This is a genomic window from Glutamicibacter sp. NPDC090743 (genome assembly GCF_044769125.1).
GTDB lineage: Bacteria > Actinomycetota > Actinomycetes > Actinomycetales > Micrococcaceae > Glutamicibacter.
Genome location: NZ_JBIVXE010000006.1, coordinates 121,947 through 140,408, shown reverse-complemented (window position 1 = coordinate 140,408; position 18,462 = coordinate 121,947). Strand labels below are relative to the sequence as shown.

Annotated in this window: 16 protein-coding genes; 7 read left to right on the top strand and 9 right to left on the bottom strand. The window is 61.0% G+C overall.

The window, feature by feature from the left end:
- Nucleotides 1–15: 15 nt before the first annotated feature.
- From ACIQTS_RS13685 to ACIQTS_RS13665, 5 genes are all read right to left on the bottom strand, one after another.
- Nucleotides 16–3,087: a S8 family serine peptidase gene (locus ACIQTS_RS13685; protein ID WP_402473666.1), complete on the bottom strand. Its 3,072-nt coding sequence runs from the start codon at nt 3,085–3,087 to the stop codon at nt 16–18.
- 563 nt (nt 3,088–3,650) lie between these two features.
- Complete coding sequence (locus tag ACIQTS_RS13680) at nt 3,651–4,139, bottom strand: FBP domain-containing protein (protein ID WP_105658599.1); 489 nt, start codon at nt 4,137–4,139, stop codon at nt 3,651–3,653.
- Between the two features lie 362 nt (nt 4,140–4,501).
- The gene (locus tag ACIQTS_RS13675) at nt 4,502–5,323 is read right to left on the bottom strand and encodes a hydroxymethylpyrimidine/phosphomethylpyrimidine kinase (RefSeq protein ID WP_332487402.1); all 822 of its coding nucleotides are present in this window, start codon (nt 5,321–5,323) and stop codon (nt 4,502–4,504) included.
- Between the two features lie 36 nt (nt 5,324–5,359).
- The gene (locus ACIQTS_RS13670) at nt 5,360–5,974 is read right to left on the bottom strand and encodes a hypothetical protein (protein WP_365943045.1); all 615 of its coding nucleotides are present in this window, start codon (nt 5,972–5,974) and stop codon (nt 5,360–5,362) included.
- Nucleotides 5,975–6,098: 124 nt separating this feature from the next.
- On the bottom strand, nt 6,099–6,806 hold the full coding sequence (locus ACIQTS_RS13665) for a TetR/AcrR family transcriptional regulator (RefSeq protein WP_365943046.1): 708 nt from the start codon (nt 6,804–6,806) through the stop codon (nt 6,099–6,101).
- 356 nt (nt 6,807–7,162) lie between these two features.
- Here ACIQTS_RS13665 and ACIQTS_RS13660 point away from each other — a divergent pair, with 356 nt between their 5' ends.
- From ACIQTS_RS13660 to ACIQTS_RS13645, 4 genes are all read left to right on the top strand, one after another.
- Nucleotides 7,163–7,873: a queuosine precursor transporter gene (locus tag ACIQTS_RS13660; RefSeq protein WP_365943047.1), complete on the top strand. Its 711-nt coding sequence runs from the start codon at nt 7,163–7,165 to the stop codon at nt 7,871–7,873.
- A 66-nt stretch (nt 7,874–7,939) separates the two neighbouring features.
- Nucleotides 7,940–8,635 (top strand): ATP-binding cassette domain-containing protein, encoded by a 696-nt coding sequence (locus ACIQTS_RS13655; protein ID WP_332594863.1) that lies wholly within the window; start codon nt 7,940–7,942, stop codon nt 8,633–8,635.
- Entirely contained in the window at nt 8,625–10,223 is a 1,599-nt protein-coding gene (locus tag ACIQTS_RS13650; protein WP_400291205.1) for a hypothetical protein, read from the top strand. The genes ACIQTS_RS13655 and ACIQTS_RS13650 overlap by 11 nt, the downstream gene beginning before the upstream one ends.
- A gap of 13 nt (nt 10,224–10,236) precedes the next feature.
- The gene (locus tag ACIQTS_RS13645) at nt 10,237–10,692 is read left to right on the top strand and encodes a GNAT family N-acetyltransferase (RefSeq protein WP_332594861.1); all 456 of its coding nucleotides are present in this window, start codon (nt 10,237–10,239) and stop codon (nt 10,690–10,692) included.
- A gap of 78 nt (nt 10,693–10,770) precedes the next feature.
- Here ACIQTS_RS13645 and tgt read toward each other — a convergent pair whose 3' ends face one another.
- Complete coding sequence (gene tgt, locus ACIQTS_RS13640) at nt 10,771–12,069, bottom strand: tRNA guanosine(34) transglycosylase Tgt (RefSeq protein WP_105658591.1); 1,299 nt, start codon at nt 12,067–12,069, stop codon at nt 10,771–10,773.
- 133 nt (nt 12,070–12,202) lie between these two features.
- On the opposite strand from tgt, the gene ACIQTS_RS13635 reads away from it, so the two are divergent.
- A complete protein-coding gene (locus ACIQTS_RS13635) occupies nt 12,203–13,300 on the top strand; it encodes an FUSC family protein (protein WP_365943049.1) in 1,098 nt (365 codons plus the stop codon).
- On the opposite strand, the gene ACIQTS_RS13630 is transcribed toward ACIQTS_RS13635, so the two are convergent.
- A complete protein-coding gene (locus tag ACIQTS_RS13630; RefSeq protein WP_105658590.1) occupies nt 13,297–13,836 on the bottom strand; it encodes an NUDIX hydrolase family protein in 540 nt (179 codons plus the stop codon). The genes ACIQTS_RS13635 and ACIQTS_RS13630 overlap by 4 nt on opposite strands.
- A 210-nt stretch (nt 13,837–14,046) precedes the next feature.
- On the opposite strand from ACIQTS_RS13630, the gene ACIQTS_RS13625 reads away from it, so the two are divergent.
- Together ACIQTS_RS13625 and ACIQTS_RS13620 are read left to right on the top strand one after the other, a co-directional pair.
- Complete coding sequence (locus tag ACIQTS_RS13625) at nt 14,047–15,495, top strand: MDR family MFS transporter (RefSeq protein WP_365943050.1); 1,449 nt, start codon at nt 14,047–14,049, stop codon at nt 15,493–15,495.
- A gap of 138 nt (nt 15,496–15,633) precedes the next feature.
- A complete protein-coding gene (locus ACIQTS_RS13620) occupies nt 15,634–16,410 on the top strand; it encodes an SDR family NAD(P)-dependent oxidoreductase (protein WP_332594860.1) in 777 nt (258 codons plus the stop codon).
- Between the two features lie 26 nt (nt 16,411–16,436).
- Here ACIQTS_RS13620 and ACIQTS_RS13615 read toward each other — a convergent pair whose 3' ends face one another.
- Together ACIQTS_RS13615 and ACIQTS_RS13610 are read right to left on the bottom strand one after the other, a co-directional pair.
- Entirely contained in the window at nt 16,437–17,360 is a 924-nt protein-coding gene (locus ACIQTS_RS13615) for a hypothetical protein (RefSeq protein ID WP_365943051.1), read from the bottom strand.
- 48 nt (nt 17,361–17,408) lie between these two features.
- Entirely contained in the window at nt 17,409–18,431 is a 1,023-nt protein-coding gene (locus ACIQTS_RS13610; protein WP_402473665.1) for a pseudouridine synthase, read from the bottom strand.
- Nucleotides 18,432–18,462: the final 31 nt, after the last annotated feature.

Sequence of the window (18,462 nt, the reverse complement as noted above, 5' to 3'; positions counted from 1 at the left end):
TGGGAGGTGGAAGGCCTACTTCTTGCCCTTCTTCTTTCCGTCAGTTACTTCCAGAACCTGTGCACGGTCATCATTGCCGTTGTGCAGGTGAAGCAACAGTGCCTTCGATGCCTTGGTGCTGTCTGCAACGGTCACCGGGATCTGGGTCCCGGACAGATCGGTGAACAAGGTGCCTTCTGCACCGAAATCAACCTGTGGCGCTGCCACGTTGAAGTCGATCCAGCCGGTCTGGTCAACCGGGATCATCGAGCCGTTCTCATCGGTGTTGTACCAGGAGTAGCCCAGCACACGGTAGGAGATCTCCGACGAATCCTCATCGAGCCCCAGGGCTGACAGGGAGATCGGGAAGACCGCTGCATTGGTGTCGAAGGTGTTGGTATCGACATCGCCGAGCATGCCGTTCACTGGCTGCAGGTCAACTTGCTCGCCGGTGGCGAGGTTGAAGGTTGCTGCCAGGTCAAGGTCAACTTCGTCGAATGCGGCGTTGAAGGTAACGAAGTCGGCTTCGCCGTCGCCATTGGTATCGATCTCGACATCCAGCTCGGTGCCGCCAGCCAGGTGGGCCCAGTTGGCCCAGGTGGAGATGCCGACATTCAGCAGGCCGTCAGCCACACCGGTGCGGGCAGCGGTGCTCGATGCGCCAACGTGCTGCAGGTCCACGGAACGGGCTGCCGGGATGCTGTCCAGCGAATCGTCGCCGCGTTCACTCGAAGCACCCAGTTCGAAGGCGCCGAGCAGGGAGGTGACCGAAGTAGCGCCCTCGCCAGCAGTGATGTCCTTGCCCTTCAGGCTCAGGGTGGTGGTATCCGCGCCCTTCTTCAGCTTCTTGAGCTTGCCCTCCATGTCAGCAGCCAGCTTGGGAGCTGCCTGGACTGGAATGCGCAGGGTCGGAGCATTGCTGGCAGTCAGCTCGACGCGACCGCTGGCATCGGCAACCCAGGCACGAGCCAGACCGGACTGGCTGGTAGCCATGGTTGGATCGATGGTCTTGGCCCACTGCTGCGGGTCAACGCTCAGGGTGACGTTCAGCTTGGCGCTGCCGCCGGCCGGCACGGTGACACTGCTGCGATCCAAGGTGAAGCTTGCGCCTGGGATCTCGGTAGCGGCCACGTAGTTGGCGTCGTAGCTCTGCGCCTTGCCGCTGGTGTTCTCAATGGTGATTTCGCGCTGCGCGCTGAACGGCTTCTTGCCTCCCAGCTCGATAACGCCGAAGACCACGCTGGTCAGATCCGCTGCCTCGGAATCGTAGGCGAAAGCAGGGCTCTGGAGTGCTGCATCGGCCATCACGCGACCGGAACCAACACGGTTCGGACCGTAGGCTTCGCCATTGGCGGCCTTGATGTCGGTGGCCGCGGTGTTCATGATGATGCTCTTGGCTTCATATGGGGTGTAGTCGCTGTCTTCCAGAACCAGCGCGGCGATACCAGCAACCAATGGAGTGGCCATCGAGGTACCGGTCATCACGGCGGTGCCGGTACCGGTGCCCACGCCAACCGAGCCGATCTGGGTACCTGGGGCAGCCACATCCGGCTTGACCACGCCGTTGGAACCGTGGACGCCACGCGATGAAGAGGAATTCAGCGTGTCTGCAACGCCGGACTCGCTGGAGGAACCGCCAACGAATTCGGGGGACAGGGTAACCTGCAGCGTGCCAGCTTCAGCTGCTGGGCGCAGCTTGTTCGACTCGTCCAAGGTGAACTGCGCACCCGGGATGGTCGCGTTGCCGGCGATGCCTGCATCGAACAAGTTGCTTTCTGCATCCAAGAGGACACCGGTGGCACCGGCGGCTTCAGCGTTGTTGAAGCGGGCGCCGGAACCGCAAGGGAACTCGCCGTTCTCGCTCCACTGCAGCCAAACCCACTTGCCTTCCAGTGAACCTTCTTCGAATGCGTCGCAACCGAATGCGTTATCGGCCGGAGCCATCACTGCTTCTCCGGACAAGGCGGCCGGATCAGCATTGGTGTAGTTGAAGTTCGCCGAGTACTGGCCCGAGGCCGAACCGGCGACATTGTCGGGACCATCGACCTGGATCTTGTCCAAGGTGACGTGCGAGCCAACGGAGTTGGCTACGGTCAGCGAGGAACGCGAGTTGCCCGGCGAACCGCCCACGTCGGTGACATCGCCGGCATTGCCGGAAGCGACAACCGAGAGGATGCCGGCTGCGCTCAGGGCGTCGACAATGTCATTTTCAGGGTCGTTGGCCGGGGAATGATCCGAACCAAGGGACATGTTGACCACGTCGGCGCGGTCCGAGAAGTCGCCGTCGCCGTTCGGATCAAGTACGTAGTCCAGTGCTTGGCCAACCACGGAGGAGGAGCCGCCGCAACCGAAGACGCGGATGCCGATGAGCTGTGCGTCAGGGGCCGAGCCCGGGCCGACCTTCATCTGCGCCAGCGCGTCGGCGTCCAGCGAGGAATAGTCCCCGGTGAAGGTCGAGCCATCGGCGTTGACGCCATAGCCTGCGGTGGTTCCGGCAACGTGGGAGCCGTGTCCGGCAGCTTGGCAGTCAAGCGGGTTAGGGTCCGGATGCGGAATTGGCTGGTAGGTGGGATCGTCGGAGTCGGCGTTGTAGTCATCGCCAACCAAGTCCCAACCGCCAATGAACTTGTTGGTGTCGATCAGGCCCGAATCTGCACCGGGCAGCTCATCGGAGGCCTGGGCTTCCTTGTAGCCTTCCAAGGTGCCCGGGCCGCCGAAGCTGGCATGGGTGTAGTCCACGCCGGTATCCAGTACAGCCACCTTGACGCCGTCACCGGTCTTGTCCAGGGACTTCCACGATTCCAGGGCGCCGGTGTCAACGACCGAGCTGCGGTTGGAGGGCTTCTTGGGAACGATGGAGCTGATCTTGGCAACGTCGCTACGCTGTGCAAGCTTGCGCAGATCAGCGGCATCACCGGTCAGTGCGACACCCTGCAGTGCGTTGTGCGTGGTGTAGATGACCTTCGAGTTGGCCTCGGCTGCCAGCTGCTTGCCCTTGGCCTTGACCTCCTTGCCGATCTTCTTGACCTTGGCAGTGTCCTTCTTCTTGCCGGACTTCTTCACCGTCTCGAAGGCGCCATCACCCTGGAACTGAACGAAAACAGACACTTCACCAGTTGATTTGGCAAGAGGTCCAGAGACTTTCAGGTTGGACAGCGCTGATGAACTGGTGATTGGCAGGGACGCGGCATTTTCGCCGTCGCCTGGTTGGGGGATTCCTGCTGCGCTTGCCGGTCCTGACAAGGTAACAGCCAGTGCAAGCGCAGTGGCTGATCCCAAAATCAGGCGCGGCACTCTCTGCGTGCGGCGAGTGACCATGATTCTCCTAGCTGGGCTGGATAGCGGTGCTGCTCCCGTCATGGGCGGGCGACATAAAAGCGGTGCGAGCCTTGATGATCGTCCGGGGTAAACGTCCGCTAGTGCGTATACCCATAGCTGGAATCTTAGGTGACGTAGCTCATATATCAAGGGGTTATTGAATAGTAACCTTTGGCTGGATATTGTGCTGGCTTGGGAATTTCACAATAAAATCCGCGAACCACTGCGACAAACCCGCCCAGCAAGGCCTGATGGGCCCGTCCATTTTTGAGAAAATTTGGACGCTTTGTTACTCATCAGTTCACTACTTGCTGGGCGGGCGGCGCCGGAATCGGCTTGAAGGCTGCGGTTGCCTAGAGGCGGTTCAGGAAGCTATGCACGCGCTCGTCGAGCAGCTGGATGCGCTCGGCAACGACAACCATTGGGTCCGGGTAGATCGGATTCTTCGGAGGCGGGATCCGCACATTGCGGGAGCACTCGAAGTTCAGGCAGATCAATGTCCCCAAGGTATTGCCGTCACGTCCAGCCTGGCCAGCGCGCTTGGTCGTCCACATGCCTACCGCGCAAGGGATGTTCACATCGCGGCACATCTCGCACATCGTGGCGTTGGTCGGCTTGCGGCCACCGTCGGTGGGGCGCAAGAGGATGCCGCGGGTCTGCCCCGCTTCGTCGGTGTGGAGCAGGTAGCCGCGCTGCATCATTTTCGGGTCGCGCCAACCCAGGTACTCCAGCGAATCCCACTCGAGGGAGGCAAAGTTTTCGGGAAGGGTCAATTTCTTCGCTTCTTGGCGGCTGGCGTTGATGAAGGAAGAACGGATGGTTTTTTCGGTCAATGGCTGCATGGGAAATCCTCAAATAGTCCGCACGCGCTTCATGGGCGCGCGGAATCACGAATCGTCAAGGTATTGAGGTCTGCAAGGGAACGAAAAATTGGGGGCACTGGAACATTGCCTAAGGCAGAAGCCTTAAGCGGAAAATGTGTTGCCAACCCCGTTCGATACGCAGACGAACGGGCAGAGCGTCAAAGTGGCTTGCATAGCCGACCGCTCCTTCCTGTGGTTCTCCACGCATTGATTCTGAGCACTTCCGGAATAACCATAACAAGTGCGGTTGGCTTAGGCCAATGACTGGGATCACGGTTAAAGCAGTTTGCTGGCCACCGCCGTGAACGGCAGTGGCCAGCAAACACTCCAGCAGCCAGGGCCTAGCGGCGGCCGCCCTGCCAGAGTGCGTCAAACGGGGTGTTGCCAGAAACGCGGTTGCGGATGCCTTCGGTGACAAACGCCTTGGCTGTGCGGGCTGCCTCCAGCGGGGTAGCGCCCTTGGCCAGCTCTGCAGTTACGGCTGCGGCCAGCGAGCAGCCCGCGCCGGAGACCGCAACTTCGCCGATCTTCTTCTCGCGCAAGACCTCGAGGGTCGTGCCATCGTAGAAAACGTCCACGGCGTCTTCGCCAGCGATGCGGACTCCACCCTTGGCCAGGACCGCCGCGCCGGAGACCTCGTGGATCTTCTTGGCGGCTTCGATCAGATCATCTTCGGTGGTGATCTTGATTCCCGAGAGCTGTTCAGCCTCGAAGTGGTTCGGGGTGACGAACGTAGCCAAGGGCAGCAAGGCAGCCTTGAGGGCTTCGTCGGTGTCCAGTGCGTGGCCTGGTTCCTGGCCCTTGCAAATCAGCACCGGGTCCAGCAGTACGTTGTCCCACTGCTGGGAATTCAACGCGGTGGCAACGGTGTTGATCGTTGCTGGCGAGCCCATCATGCCCAGCTTGACCGTGCTGAGCTTGTCCTCGTAGCAGGCCTGGATGGCTTCGAGCTGATCGGCAATTACCTGCTGGTCAACGGGAACGAAGCGGTGGTTCCAGGAGTCCTTGGGATCGAAGGAGACGATGCAGGTCAAAGCCACGATGCCGAAGGTTCCCAGTTCCTGGAAGGTCTTCAAATCGGCCTGGGCGCCTGCGCCGCCAGTGGCTTCGGAACCAGCGATGGTCAGGGTCATGGCTGGAGAGGCAGTGTTTGTATTAGTCATAGTCTCAATTGCGGGTAGTGCGGGTAGGGAATGGGATTAGCTGTGCTGCCAGAAGCTGAGCGTGGTCGCTTTGGACCAGCCTTCGGGAAGCTGCTGGGCGTGTTCTGCGGTGGCTACCAGCAGCAGCCAGGGCAGCCCGTGGCCGAAAGCTGCGCCTGCAAAGTTAGCCAGTACCGCGCGGCGAGCCGCATCGGGATCAGCGGGGGAGAAAAGGTCCGGGTCGGTAAGCAGGCCGTAGTTTTCGCCGTAGCGCATGCGTCCTCGGGCGACCGGACGGTCGAAGTCAGTCACCTCAACGACGTCATAGTTATCCATTGGAGCCTCGAAAAGCCCGGACGTATCGGCGAGCTTGACCACCTGCTCGACGTCGTCGGGCTTGCCGGCCAGCAGATGCATGGTCGTGCTTTGCTGCCAACCCGAAGTGGCGAGTTCTGCAGCGGTGCTGTCGTTGGGAGTGCCCAAGAGGATCAAGCGCTGCGCGTCCTTTGGCGCGGACCAGGAAGCATCAGGCCAGTAGCGGAGGATTTCCACGTCTTCGCCGTCTTGATTCACCGAACGAATCTCGTGCTGGTTCGGGAAGGAAGCAATGCGATCACGCAGCGTGGCGTAGTCGTGGGTCCAGCTTGGCAGTGCTCGTGCCATTGCGCTCATAGTGCTGCGTTCTCCTTTGGTTCGCTAGGGATCACCTATCGGCATGTTTGACTTTACGCCTTAAGACGCGGTGATACGGAACTCTGTGTCAGGGTGTTTGCCGACGCGCGCAATCCGCGGCTTTTCAGGAGGCTTTCGGCCGTCTCAGCGGTGAAGGATCTGCCATGGACACTTCGGCAATCCCTGCTGGCCCTGGATCCATCAGTGCCAGCACATCTTCAAAGAGCGAGCGCACCACAGGCAAGCGGCAGAGCACCGCGAACTTGGCGGCAACCGGTGCCATGTTCTTCATCAGAAGTCTGGATCGGCGCTGCTGCGGCGACTGGTCGAAAGCCCACGCCGAGAAGATCTGGCGGGAAACCAGCAGTAAGAACTTCGGCAGATCGCGTCGTATGCCCAATGGGGGCAACGGGCGGGATCCGGAAACGACCTTCTCCCATATCTCCAATTCAATGCTGGAAATCTCGTCGTTGCCCATATCGCGCGCGAGCATCAGACGCAGGAACGCAGGCCCGAAATCGTGATAGGGAGCCAACGCTTCGACGCCCGTGTCGAGTACTGCGCGGATGTTGGCTTCGAGGGTATTTCCCTCTGCGAGCATCCCCGCGCAAAGATCATATTGCTCCCTGCGCAGGTTCAGCAGGAGCTGGGCAACGATCTCCTCTTTGGACTTGAAGTAGTAGTACGCATGCGACAGGGAAACCCCTGCGTTCGAAGCAATGGCACGCATGCTCGAGGCTTTATATCCGTCCGTGGCAAAGCACTCCAAGGCAGTTGCCAAGAGTTTGGCTTGGGTCTGCTGGCCTTTTTCGGTGCGTGGTTGCGTTGTCATGGAGCCTTTGGATGGAAGTGGGTGGATCCGATTCTACCAATTATTTGAACGCGTTCAAAAAAGGAAAATTTTCATGCTGATGTACGGGAGGACGATCACTGCACTATTTGTTTCCTCGAATTTATAGTTCGAAGACATTCAAGTGAGATATGAATTTTGGAATTCTTTGATTTCTGAAACATGGTTGGTCTTCAACAGGTGAGAACGTGGCCGCAGTTATGCATGGGATACTTGTTGCGTAAGTGCTAATACAGCGGGACAGCGCGCAGGCATGGAACCTTCACCCTTTTGATTCGTGGGCAGGGCCGTGCCCTTTAGCGATGTTCTGGCGAACCACTTTGACAAGGAAAAAATTCATGGGCGATTCCAACGCCAGCAACAATCTGATTCGAACCAAGAACGCGGTTTTCGCTTCTTCGGGTTCTCCCTACTTCTCCACGGTGCTCACCTTGATGGGCGCGGTCGTGATTCTTTCGAATATCGGCGCCTCCAAAGGTGTCAGCTTCGGTCCGCTGATCACCGATGGCGGCTTCTTCCTCTTCCCGCTGGCCTACATTCTGGGCGACGTCATTGCGGAAGTCTACGGATTGAAGGCGGCTCGCCGTTCAATCCTGGTGACTTTCGCCTTGGCGTTCTTCGCAGTGTTCTGCTTCTGGGTCATGATCCAATTGCCATCAGCCGAGTTCTACGACGGGCAAGACGCATTTGAGCGCACCCTTGGCCCGATCTGGCAGATCGTCGTCGCCTCCGCTTGCGGCTTCCTGGTGGGGCAGCTGGCCAACTCATGGGTGCTGGTCAAGCTCAAGGAACGCACCGGCGAGCGTGGGCTGATTCTCCGCTTGATCGGCTCCAGCGGTGTTGGGGAGTTCCTGGATACCCTGATCTTCTGTGCCATTGCAGCGCCAGTTATCGGCATCGCCGATGCGCCGACATTCATCAACTACGTGGTGGTGGGCTTCATCTACAAGACCGCCGTGGAGGTCCTGTTTGTTCCGGTGACCTCGATGGTCATCAAATGGTTCAAGAAGCGCGAACCTGGCTACAGCCAAGCGGCCATCGCAAGCTAGTGATCCTGTGGGCATCATCCGTGAGGGCGATGCCCACAGCTGTATCCGGACACTAGAATCGATGGCATGCAGACAGGTCAAAGCGCTGAAGTTCAGCTAGAAGCACGCGACTTGACCATTGGCTATCCCAATCGCGTGATCTGCGGGCCGATCAACCTGCAGCTGGCTCCCGGTGCTGGCTTAGGAATTATCGGTGCCAATGGCAGCGGAAAATCAACACTGATCCGCACGATCCTGGGACATCTCATTCCGGTGGAAGGCACCGTCGAGTTCCAAAGTCTTCCCGTGAATGAAAGCTCGGAGCATTTTCGCCGTACCGTCGCAGTGCAGGTCACCGACGGCGCCTTCTTCGAAGAACTCACGGTGCGCGAACATCTGGAAATGGTCGCTCGTGGACACGGACTGGATGATTGGGCCCAGTTAGTCCAGGCAGAACTCGACTTCTTCGAAATCACTGCTGCTGCCGATCACCTTCCCGGCGAGCTGTCTTCTGGCCAACGCCGTAAGCTGCTGCTCGCCGCGGCCTTGATCCGTCCGGCAGAACTGCTGATTCTTGACGAACCGGAACAACGCCTGGACCTGCGTATCAGGCAGAAGCTGTACCAGCGGCTTGCCGGGGTACGCGGCAGGGGAACAACTTTGCTAGCGGTGACCCATGATCCGCTGATGCTGCGAAGCTGCGTGGACCAAGTGCTGCTTCTGGATGAAGACGAGGGTGAACTGCTTGATCCGCAGGCCGGGGCGCAGTGGCTTGAGCGCTAGCCGGGTTGCAACCCATGCCGTTGATTTCAATCCTAGAGAACTGGTCAATCGAGCCAAGAAGCGGCGGAATTTCTCCGAGAAATTCGACAGCTTTTCCGATGCCTATGTCTGGGTGCTGGCCGCGCTGGTGGCGTTGGCTTACCTCTTCAGCGCACTCTTTGGCATGCTGTTTGTGCTCTTGGGCGAGGGCGTAGCGTACCAAGTGCTGCCTAGCGCCGTCTGGCGCTTGCAGGACCTCTCTTTCGTGCTATTGGCCTTGGCCGGCTTGGCAACCTTTCGGCTCATGCTCTACCTGGGGCCTTGCGGGCTCAGTGCGGCCAAGGCCGACTGGTGGCTGCCGCTGCCGGTCAAGCTCCGGGCTATCCGCCAGCCGACGTGGCGAAATGCGGTGCTCATCGGTCTTTTCGCGAGCAGCTTTGCCGGTGCGTTGTGGCTGATCGTGATGCTGGGGCTGGCCGGATCGCTCCCGGTACCCGTTGCAGTCCTTGGGCTCGCCTGCTTCGCAGTGGCCGGTGTCGGGCTTGCCAACGCGGCCACGGCGATCCAGGGGAAGAACCAGCAAATAGCTGCGCGACGGATCTGCGACTGGGTGGGCCTCGGGCTGCTCATCGCCTTGGCCGTGCTGTGGATGCTCATGATGTTCCAGATTCCTTGGGCCCAAAGCCTGGTTGGCGCTATGGCTGCGGCCACCTTGAAGCCGGCTGCCTGGGTGCTCGCCTTGCTCGTTGTCCTGGTACTTAGCGGCGCGAGTACGTACGGTGCGTTTCGCCATTTTGACCAGATTCCGGGCCAGGCGTTGCGTTTTGCCGGAGAGCACCAGCAATTCGCCGTGGGGGCTTTGATGCAGGGCGACTCGCGAGGCCTCTCGGCTCCGGCGACATCCGCTATTAGCCGCAGGCGCGCACGCGGTGGCAAGCTCACCGCCAAGTTGCCGGTGGCGTGGCGCATTCTCTGCCTCCGTTTGCTGAGGGGAGGCCGTTGGCATTCGGTGGCCGGGTTCCTGCTCCTGGCTTTCGCGTTGGCCGCCACGGTTCAGCGAATTGCCAACCCGCTGAGCGCAGCGGCCTTTTACCTGGTGCTCTGCCTGGTTCTTACCTTGAGCATTTCCGCGACCATTGCACCGCTTGTTTCCGAACGGCAGCTCACCCAGCTGCTAGGGATTTCGGAACAGCGCCTGATGCGGGCAGCAACGCTGTATGCGATGCTATTTTCAGCCACCGCCTTGCTGTTCTTGACCGGCGGGCTGGGAATGCTGGGCATGATCCAGCTGGATCGCATTTGGCTTTGGACCGCCGCAGGCCTGGTCGCCGCGTTGGGGTGTGCTGCGGCAAGCAGTGCCCACGCCAGCAGGGAAGAACGGGACTGGGATGCATTACTCGGGGGAGCCACCAGCGACTCGGCCGTGGCCACGTATCTTTTCCTGGAAACAGCGACTTTCCTTCGGGCAGCTGCCACGTTCTCGCCAATTTTCTTCTTGGTGCTCAGCCCCGGTACTCCCATTCCCCCGTTGCTGTGGATCGCGGCAATGCTCTTTGGTGCAAGTGCCCTGGTTCAAGTTTCCGGCAGGAAGCTGGGCGCGGGGGCGTAGGTAGTCTTGGAGGATGAACGATTTGATTTCCATCCACGAGCCCGATGGGCTTTCCGCAGAATTGCTCTACTCAATACTGAAACTGCGTGCCGAGGTATTCATCGTCGAGCAGCGATCGTGCTACCCGGACATCGATGGCCGCGATCTGGATGCCGGCACTGTGCATCTGGTGGCCACCGAGAACGGGAAAGTGCTGTGTACTGTGCGAATCATGGACAGCGCAAGCGGCACTCCGCGCATTGGGCGGGTTGCAACGGCCGCAGAAGCCCGAGGCCGGGGCCTGGCCGGGGAACTCATGCAGCGTGCCGTGGCGCTTTGCGCTCCGGAGGCGGAGATCCAGCTCAGCGCCCAGACCCAGCTGGAGGGCTGGTACGGAAAGTTCGGTTTCCTCCGCTCCGGAGAAGACTATGACGACGACGGGATCATGCATTTGCCGATGACCCGCGCAGGGCAGGGCGTTTCGGCCTAGAAAAGCCCGAGGCATCGATTCTCCTTGCACTGCCCAGTGCGTGGAGAATCGATGCCTCGACTGCTTTGCGGCCCTTGGCTACAGGGCGGCCGGCTGGCCCTGCGGATCCGGTTCGCCAGCGTAGTAGCTGGAGAGCACCTTGTCCTTGAGCTCGAAGAAGGTTCCGTCCTCGATCGCCTGGCGCGCGGATTCAACCAGCGAAACAGTGAACTGCTCGTTGTGGATGGAAATCAACGTGTGGCTGAGCAGTTCCTTGGCCTTGTACAGGTGGTGAATGTACGCACGGGTGAAGTTCTTGCAGGCATAGCACTCGCAGCCTTCCACCAGCGGAGTGAAATCCCGCTTGTAGCGTGCGCCGGAAAGATTGAAACGGCCCCAGGGGGTATAGAACGCCGAGTTGCGCGCAACGCGAGTGGGCGAGACGCAGTCGAAAGTATCGGCACCATTCTCAATCGCGGTGAAGACGTCATCCGGCTCGGAAATGCCCAGCAGGTGGCGCGGCTTGTTCTCTGGAAGCTCTTCGGCGCACCAGCCGACGATGGTTCCCAGATTTTCCTTCTCCAAGGCGCCGCCGATGCCGAAGCCATCGAAGGCCATGGCCCCCAGGTCCTGGCAGGCCTTGCGGCGCAGGTCCTCGTACTGGGCGCCCTGGATGACGCCGAACAAGGCTTGGTACTCCTTGCCTTCGCGGGAATCGGTCAATGCAAAGTGCTCGGCAATGCAGCGCTCGGCCCAGCGCCGGGTGCGCTCCAGGGACTCGACCTGGTAGCCGCGGGAATTCTGCAAGGTGGTCAGCTCGTCGAAGGCGAACATGATGTCCGCGCCGATCCGGTGCTGCACGCCCATGGAGATCTCAGGGGAGAAGCGGTGCTTGGTGCCGTCGAGATGGGACTTGAACCAGACGCCGTCCTCGTCCACATTGGCCAGGCGTTCCTTGCCCGGGGCCACGGCGTCGTCCGGACCAGACTGGTCTACGGACTTCATGTCGATGACCTTCTTGAAGCCCGAGCCCAGGCTCATGACCTGGAATCCGCCGGAGTCGGTGAAGGTCGGCCCCTGCCAGCCCATGAACTTGCCTAGTCCGCCAGCTTCATCGAGGATATCCGCGCCCGGCTGAAGATACAGGTGGTAGGCGTTTGACAGCACAGCCTGCGCGCCAAGCTCCTGAACCTGCACCGGGGTGACTGCCTTGACGGTAGCTTTGGTGCCTACCGCAATGAACGCGGGCGTCTTGACGTCGCCGTGCGGGGTACGGATAACGCCGGTACGTCCCAACATCGGGGAACCGTCCGGAGCGGTCAGCCGGGTTCCGACTTCAAAGCCGAATTCATCCTGGCGGGCATGCGGGGCACTGGGGTCAAAGTTCTTTTCGGACACGTACCAAGTGTGCCGTATTAACCGCGCGGTGAGGAAAACGACAGGGGCAATGTGCGCCAAAACCTAACGCTTCACAAGGCAAAGCGCGAATAATGGAGCGTACGTGTTGTGTCCAACGCGACGGAAGGAAGATGTGGGTCTGGAGAATTTGAAGAAATCCGCCAAGGCGCTCATTACGCTGGGGCCTGCCCGCAAGGACCATTGGATCGGCCTGCGCACCGGCATCGGTGTTTTTGCGCCTCTGATCACGCTCTTCGCGATTGACCGGCTGGACCTTGTGGTCTTTGCCGTGTTCGGCGCCTTTACCGGCGTGTATGGGCGCGTGGACGGCTACTGGAACCGGTTGCGGATGCAGGTGCGTTCCGGGGCCTTGTTCTTCGCGGTAATCGCTCTGGCGCTGGCCGCTTCGCACTGGTGGATCGACCATTCGGACCCTGGAATCAAGCAGTGGCAAGTAGTTGGCGCGACGACTCTCGTGGCCGGTGCCTGCTCGGTGCTGGTGGGTTTCATGCGGCTGCGGCCCGGCGGTTCGCTGTTCCACATCTTCGCATTCGCGGCAATTGCCTCGATCCCCGTCCCCGCGCCAATCGGCGAAGCCCTGCTCGTGTCGGCCCTGACGATCTTGTTGTCGGTAGCCATCGGTGCGGCCGGTGCACTCGGGCAGTGGACCAGCTTGTGGAAGCGCACCCCGCTGCCGCCACTATCGGATAACGTCCGCAAGGCCATCTGGTGGGAAGGGCTGTTCTACATCCTGACAGCCGGCGTGGCCGGCGCCTTGGCCAATACCGTGGGCAGCAGCCTGGAAGCCGGGCACAACTACTGGGCGATGGTGGCCGCGGTGGTTCCCCTGGTCGGGCACACCACGACCTTGCGCATCCGGCGCGGCGTGCACCGAATGCTCGGCACCCTGGCAGGCATGGTCCTGATGGCGGTCTTGATCTTCCTGAACCCGCAGGTCTGGATCCTGCTCGCCTTCATCGCCATATGCCAATTCATGGCCGAGCTGCTGGTCATGCGCAACTATTTCCTGGCGCAGGTCTTCATTACCCCGATGGCGCTCGTGGGCGTCTCGCTGGTGACGGGCCTGAGCGGCTCGGTGATGTACGACCGCGTGGTCGAGACCCTGATCGGCTGCACCGTGGGCATGCTCGGGGTGCTCTTGGGAAGCTGGGTTGGATCAATCATCAAGCGCCGGCAGGGAATCATTCCAAATAGCGGGCAGCAGGGCTAGATATTCACTCCGACATGGGCTAATGCCTGACGGAGAATATTTTCTCGACCGCCAGCGAACTCGCCCTGGATGTCCGAGCTGAGCGCTTCGCTGGGCGAAAGCCAGGTCAGCTCCAACGCATCGGAGCGAGGGCTGGTCTCGCCGCGAACCGGCACGATGTAGCACATGGATACGGCATGCTGCCGATCATCGGTCAGACCGGTTTCGCTCGGCGCCGGGAAGTATTCTGCAACGGTGAAGGGCACCGGTGAAGCAGGAAGCTGCGGAAGCACCATGGTGCCCAGGTCCTTTTCGATGTGGCGGATCAACGCGGCGCGTATGGTCTCGCGGTACATCACTCGCCCCGAAACGAAGGTGCGCAGCATGCGCCCGTCATCATCGCCGGTGAGCAGCAGGCCCACCTCGTTGACGTAGCCCAGCGGGTCCAGGCGCACGGGAATGGCCTCGACGTAGAGCATGGGCAGGCGCTGCCGTGCCTCGTAGAGGTCTTCTTCGGAGAGCCATCCAGGGTATGGGTCAGGAGTGCGCACGTTCATGGTTCTATCTTCGTACACAAACCCTCGACATTCCGTGAAGCTGGATCTGTGTTGCCGAACTCACCTATAAGGTTTCCTGCACCCCTAGTGCACCGCAATCCCAAGCGATAAAATCGATAGAGCTATTTGAACCTCCTTGCCCGGCGAAGCAGCCGCAAGCGTCAGATAGCGTTTCCTTTTTCCGAATCCTCGTGGAAGCAGATTCCTGCCGTGACGAACGCTCCAGAACGACTGAGCAAACAGAACTTCACCACGATTGCGGTGCTGATTGTTTCCAGCTTCGTGGTCATCCTGAACGAGACCATCATGAACGTGGCCCTGCCTGTTCTGATGGATGAATTCAATGTCACCGCTGACGCGATTCAGTGGCTGTCAACCATCTTCATGCTGACTATGGCCGTGGTCATTCCAATGACCGGCTTCCTGCTTCAGCGGATGAGCATCCGCAATGTCTTCGTCTTGGCCATGGGCCTGTTCACTCTGGGCACCCTGCTGGCTGCCCTCGCGCCGGGCCTGAGCGTCCTGCTGGTGGCCCGCGTGATCCAGGCCAGCGGCACCGCCATCATGATGCCGCTGCTGATGACCACCATCTTGCATCTGGTCCCGGCTGAGCGCCGCGGCGTGCTGATGGGCAATGTCTCCATCGTGATCTCCGTAGCCCCGGCCATCGGCCCGACGGTATCCGGACTGATCTTGCAGTACCTGTCGTGGCGATTCATGTTCATCGTGATCATCCCGATCGCGGTAGCGGCTCTGCTGATCGGCACCCCTCGACTGTCCAAGGACGTTGACGGCGCCTCGACGCCGCTGTCCATTCCTTCGCTGATTCTGGCCATCCCGGGTTTCGGCGGCCTGGTCTACGGCCTCAGCGGCTTGTCGGTTGGCGTCACCCCGCTGAACCTGGGCATCCTTGTTGGCGCGATTCTGTGCCTGCTCGCTTTCGTTTTCCTGCAGCTGAACCTGCAGAAGGAAGACAAGGCGCTGCTGGATCTGCGTCCGCTGAACTACAGGGCTTTCACCCTTTCGCTGGTGCTGATGATGTTCTCGATGATTTCGCTGTTCGGCGTGATCATCCTGCTGCCGATGTTCTTCACCAACGTGTTGGGCATTGAAACCCTGACCACCGGTTTGATCATGCTCCCGGGCGGTCTGCTGATGGGTGTCCTGGCGCCATTGGTCGGAAAGCTCTACGACAAGGTCGGCGCCCGTCCGCTGATCGTTCCCGGCGCCCTGGTGCTGCTGGTTTCGCTGCTGGGCTACGCGGTGGTCCTGGATGTGGACACTCCGATCTGGCTGCTGGTTGTCATGCACCTGGTGATGAGCTTGGGCCTGGCCTTCATCTTCACCCCGGCCTTCACCACTGCGCTGAACCCGCTGCCGCACAGCCTGCACTCGCACGGTTCGGCCCTGCTCTCGACCTTGCAGCAGTTGGCGGGCGCCATGGGCACCGCCCTGCTGGTTGGCGTTGTCGCCTCATCCACCGCCGCGAAGATCGCGGCTGGCAGCGATCCGTTGACCGCTTCGGTCGAAGGTTTCCAGCCTGGCTTCCTGATCGGTGCCGGCTGCAGCGTCGGCATCGTGGTGATCGGCTTCCTGCTTGGCGGCAAGAAGAAATCGGCTGGAGTCGAAGCCGAGCCTGCGACGGTTCCGAGCCACTAGGCTGCAGGACAGTGCAAGAGCCGCTGGATCCCATCGCGGGGTCCAGCGGTTTTTCCATGCCCGCGGGCAAGATTCTTCGCCTCCACGCAACTGGCCAGTAATGTAGATCACAAGACCACTGTCTACAAAGGGGTAAACATGCAGTTGCAGGATTCAGTCGCTCTGGTCACCGGCGGCCTATCGGGATTGGGACGCGCCACGGCGCAGAAGCTGGCCACCGGGGCCAGGCATGTGGTGGTACTCGACCTGCCGCGTGAGGATGGCGATGAAATCGCCGCCGAGATCGGCGCGAATGTCCGCTTCGTGCCAGCTGATGTCACTGACGCGCAGCAGGTGGCTGCCGGCATCGAACGTGCCAAGGAACTTGGCACCCTGCGGGTGCTGGTCAATTGCGCCGGTGTGGCAACACCAGGCAAGGTGCTGGGCCGCGAGGGAGTGCTGCCGCTGGAGCGCTTCGCCAAGGTGCTGGACATCAATGTCAACGGCACCTTCAACGTGATCCGCCTGGCCGCAGAAGCCATGGCGCATAGCGAAGCGCTGAGCGATGAGCAGGGAACCACCGAACGCGGGGTCATCATCAACACCGCGTCGGTGGCGGCCTTTGACGGCCAGATCGGGCAGCCGGCCTATGCGGCCTCCAAGGGAGCAGTAGCGGCTATGACCCTTCCGCTGGCTCGCGAGCTGGCGAACCACCAGATCCGCGTCATGACCATCGCACCGGGCATTTTCCACACGCCGATGATGGCCGGCCTGCCGCAGGCTGCCCAGGACTCGCTCGGAGCCCAGGTGCCGCATCCTTCGCGTCTTGGACGTCCGGAAGAATACGCGGCATTGGTGGAGCACATCGTGGCCAACCCGATGCTCAACGGCGAAACCATTCGCCTTGATGGAGCCATCCGCATGGCGCCACGCTAGGCAACTGTGGCGGGGTGCGGCCAGCCCTAGAACTCTATGGGCTTGCCGCGCTGCGCACGGTGCTCGGCATGGCTGATCTGGAACCGGCGGTTCTCGGCCATCAGGAAGACCAGCAAGGCCATGAAGATCCAGACCGCGCAGACCCACAGCGGTGCGGACCCATTGAGCCAGCCCTGGATGGCAGCGGCGATCATGCAGATTCCGAAGCCGCTGGCAAAGGCGTGGCGGCCGCGCTCCGAGTGGGCGAAGGCGGCGGCAACCACTGAAATTCCGGCCGCCACCACCACAGCAGGAAGTCCCTGCCCACCGTCATTCCATCCGGCGGCGGCAAACCAGAGCTGCAGGGCATAGACCAAGCTGGAACCGGCAAAGAAGCTTACCGGGGCATCCGTTGCCCAGCGCTCCAAGCGGTTTCGCGCAGTATTCCTGTTCAGCTGGAGCACGCCGTACAGGGACAGCAGCGAAGCGATGGTTGCCAGGATGGCAGCGCTGATGGCCAAGAACCCGGAGGCCAGGGTGATGGCGCAGGCCATCATCGCTGTGGCCGGGATCGAATAAACGGAAATGATTCGCTGGCGTCGCGCCGAAAGCTGATCGCGGCGCAGCGAAAACGCGGCGCTCAGGACCAGCGCGATGGCAGTTGCCGGCCACAACACCGAATGCACCAGGCTGGTATCCAGCAGGCTGGACGGCGCGCGTCCATGCAAGCCGGAGGGCAACGCCAACGAGGTCAGCAGCAGCAATAAGCCCGAAGCGCCCAAGAGGTAGCCGCGGACCGTGTCGAAAGGTTCCACTGCAGGGTTGGGGCGATGATCCGGCGCCGCGTAGGGCAACACGAAGGAGGACCGTTCTGCCGCCGAAGCAATGGCAGACTGGGCCGACTCCACCAGGGAATCGAGTTGCGGGGTCCGCTGGTGTTCGGCCATCTTGCCTTCATCCTTACGGGTCACGGGATAATAGGCACCAGCCTAGGGCAATTCTTCCCCCGTGAGAAGGGGTTATGGGACCGACGGCGCTTCCAGTAGCCGCTGTTGCGAGCTGAAGCTGCGCGCGTGGCCGGTCAGCGGATCGGTGAAGGAAATGGTGTGCGCCAGCAATTGCAGCGGGCGCCGGTAGTCATCCGGGGCCAGATCCCACAGCCGCGGATAGAACGCGTCATTAATGATGCCCAGGCCCAAGGAAGCCAGGTGCACTCGCAGCTGATGGGTCTTGCCCGATCGCGGTTCCAGATCCATCAAGGCGACCTCCAGCCCGGCATGGAAACCGGTGCTCGTCCCGATCGCCTCGAGCTTGACCAGGGTCTGGGCGTTCGGCTCCCCTTCTTCCACAATGGAACGCAGCTGGCCCTTGACCTTGGCCATCCGGTTCTCGAAGAGCAGCGGCATCCGCTGCAGCAGGCCACGCAGCTCGGATTCCGGTTTGACCTGCGAATGCTCCCCATTTGGATGCAGCACCCGTCCAGTTTCCAGGCCTTCGCCCGGCTGCAGGGCGACCACCGCCTTGTAGCGCTTGGCGATCTCGCGGCGTTCGAAGAGCATCTGGTAATCGCCGCGGGTCGCCGGATTCACCGCGAAAAGAATGACCCCGGCGGTGGCCCGGTCCAGCCGGTGCATCGGCACCAAATCATCGATGCCGGTCTGGTTGCGCAGGCGTACCAGCGCGGATTCCTGGATGAAGCGTCCGCCGGGTGTGGTGGGGAGGAAATGCGGCTTGTCCACGACCAGCAGATGCTCGTCTTGGTGCAGGATCCTGGCTTCAAAGGGAATGGGAGTTTCTACCGGCAGGGAACGGTAGTACCAAATGAATTCGTGCTCGCCCAGGGGCGTCTGGCGGGTGAGCGGAGTGCCGCCCAAGCCAACGATCTGCTGATCATCGAAGCGGCGCAGGATGCCCTCTGGATCCACATGGCTGAAGCGCTCAAGCAAATAATCTGCGACAGTCGCCCACGAACCGGTCCGCGGGAGGCGAAGACGAGTTGCATTGACGCCGTTGCGCACGGGAAGCGGGGATTCCATAGCCATAGGGGCTATTCTCCCATCTTTGCCAGGACCG

Coding starts and splice junctions, on each gene's coding strand:
- ACIQTS_RS13680 (WP_105658599.1), bottom strand. CDS start 4,139: ATGCAGCCATTGACCGAAAAAACCATCCGTTCTTCCTTCATCAACGCC.
- ACIQTS_RS13675 (WP_332487402.1), bottom strand. CDS start 5,323: ATGACTAATACAAACACTGCCTCTCCAGCCATGACCCTGACCATCGCT.
- ACIQTS_RS13670 (WP_365943045.1), bottom strand. CDS start 5,974: ATGAGCGCAATGGCACGAGCACTGCCAAGCTGGACCCACGACTACGCC.
- ACIQTS_RS13665 (WP_365943046.1), bottom strand. CDS start 6,806: ATGACAACGCAACCACGCACCGAAAAAGGCCAGCAGACCCAAGCCAAA.
- ACIQTS_RS13660 (WP_365943047.1), top strand. CDS start 7,163: ATGGGCGATTCCAACGCCAGCAACAATCTGATTCGAACCAAGAACGCG.
- ACIQTS_RS13655 (WP_332594863.1), top strand. CDS start 7,940: ATGCAGACAGGTCAAAGCGCTGAAGTTCAGCTAGAAGCACGCGACTTG.
- ACIQTS_RS13645 (WP_332594861.1), top strand. CDS start 10,237: ATGAACGATTTGATTTCCATCCACGAGCCCGATGGGCTTTCCGCAGAA.
- ACIQTS_RS13630 (WP_105658590.1), bottom strand. CDS start 13,836: ATGAACGTGCGCACTCCTGACCCATACCCTGGATGGCTCTCCGAAGAA.
- ACIQTS_RS13620 (WP_332594860.1), top strand. CDS start 15,634: ATGCAGTTGCAGGATTCAGTCGCTCTGGTCACCGGCGGCCTATCGGGA.
- ACIQTS_RS13610 (WP_402473665.1), bottom strand. CDS start 18,431: ATGGCTATGGAATCCCCGCTTCCCGTGCGCAACGGCGTCAATGCAACT.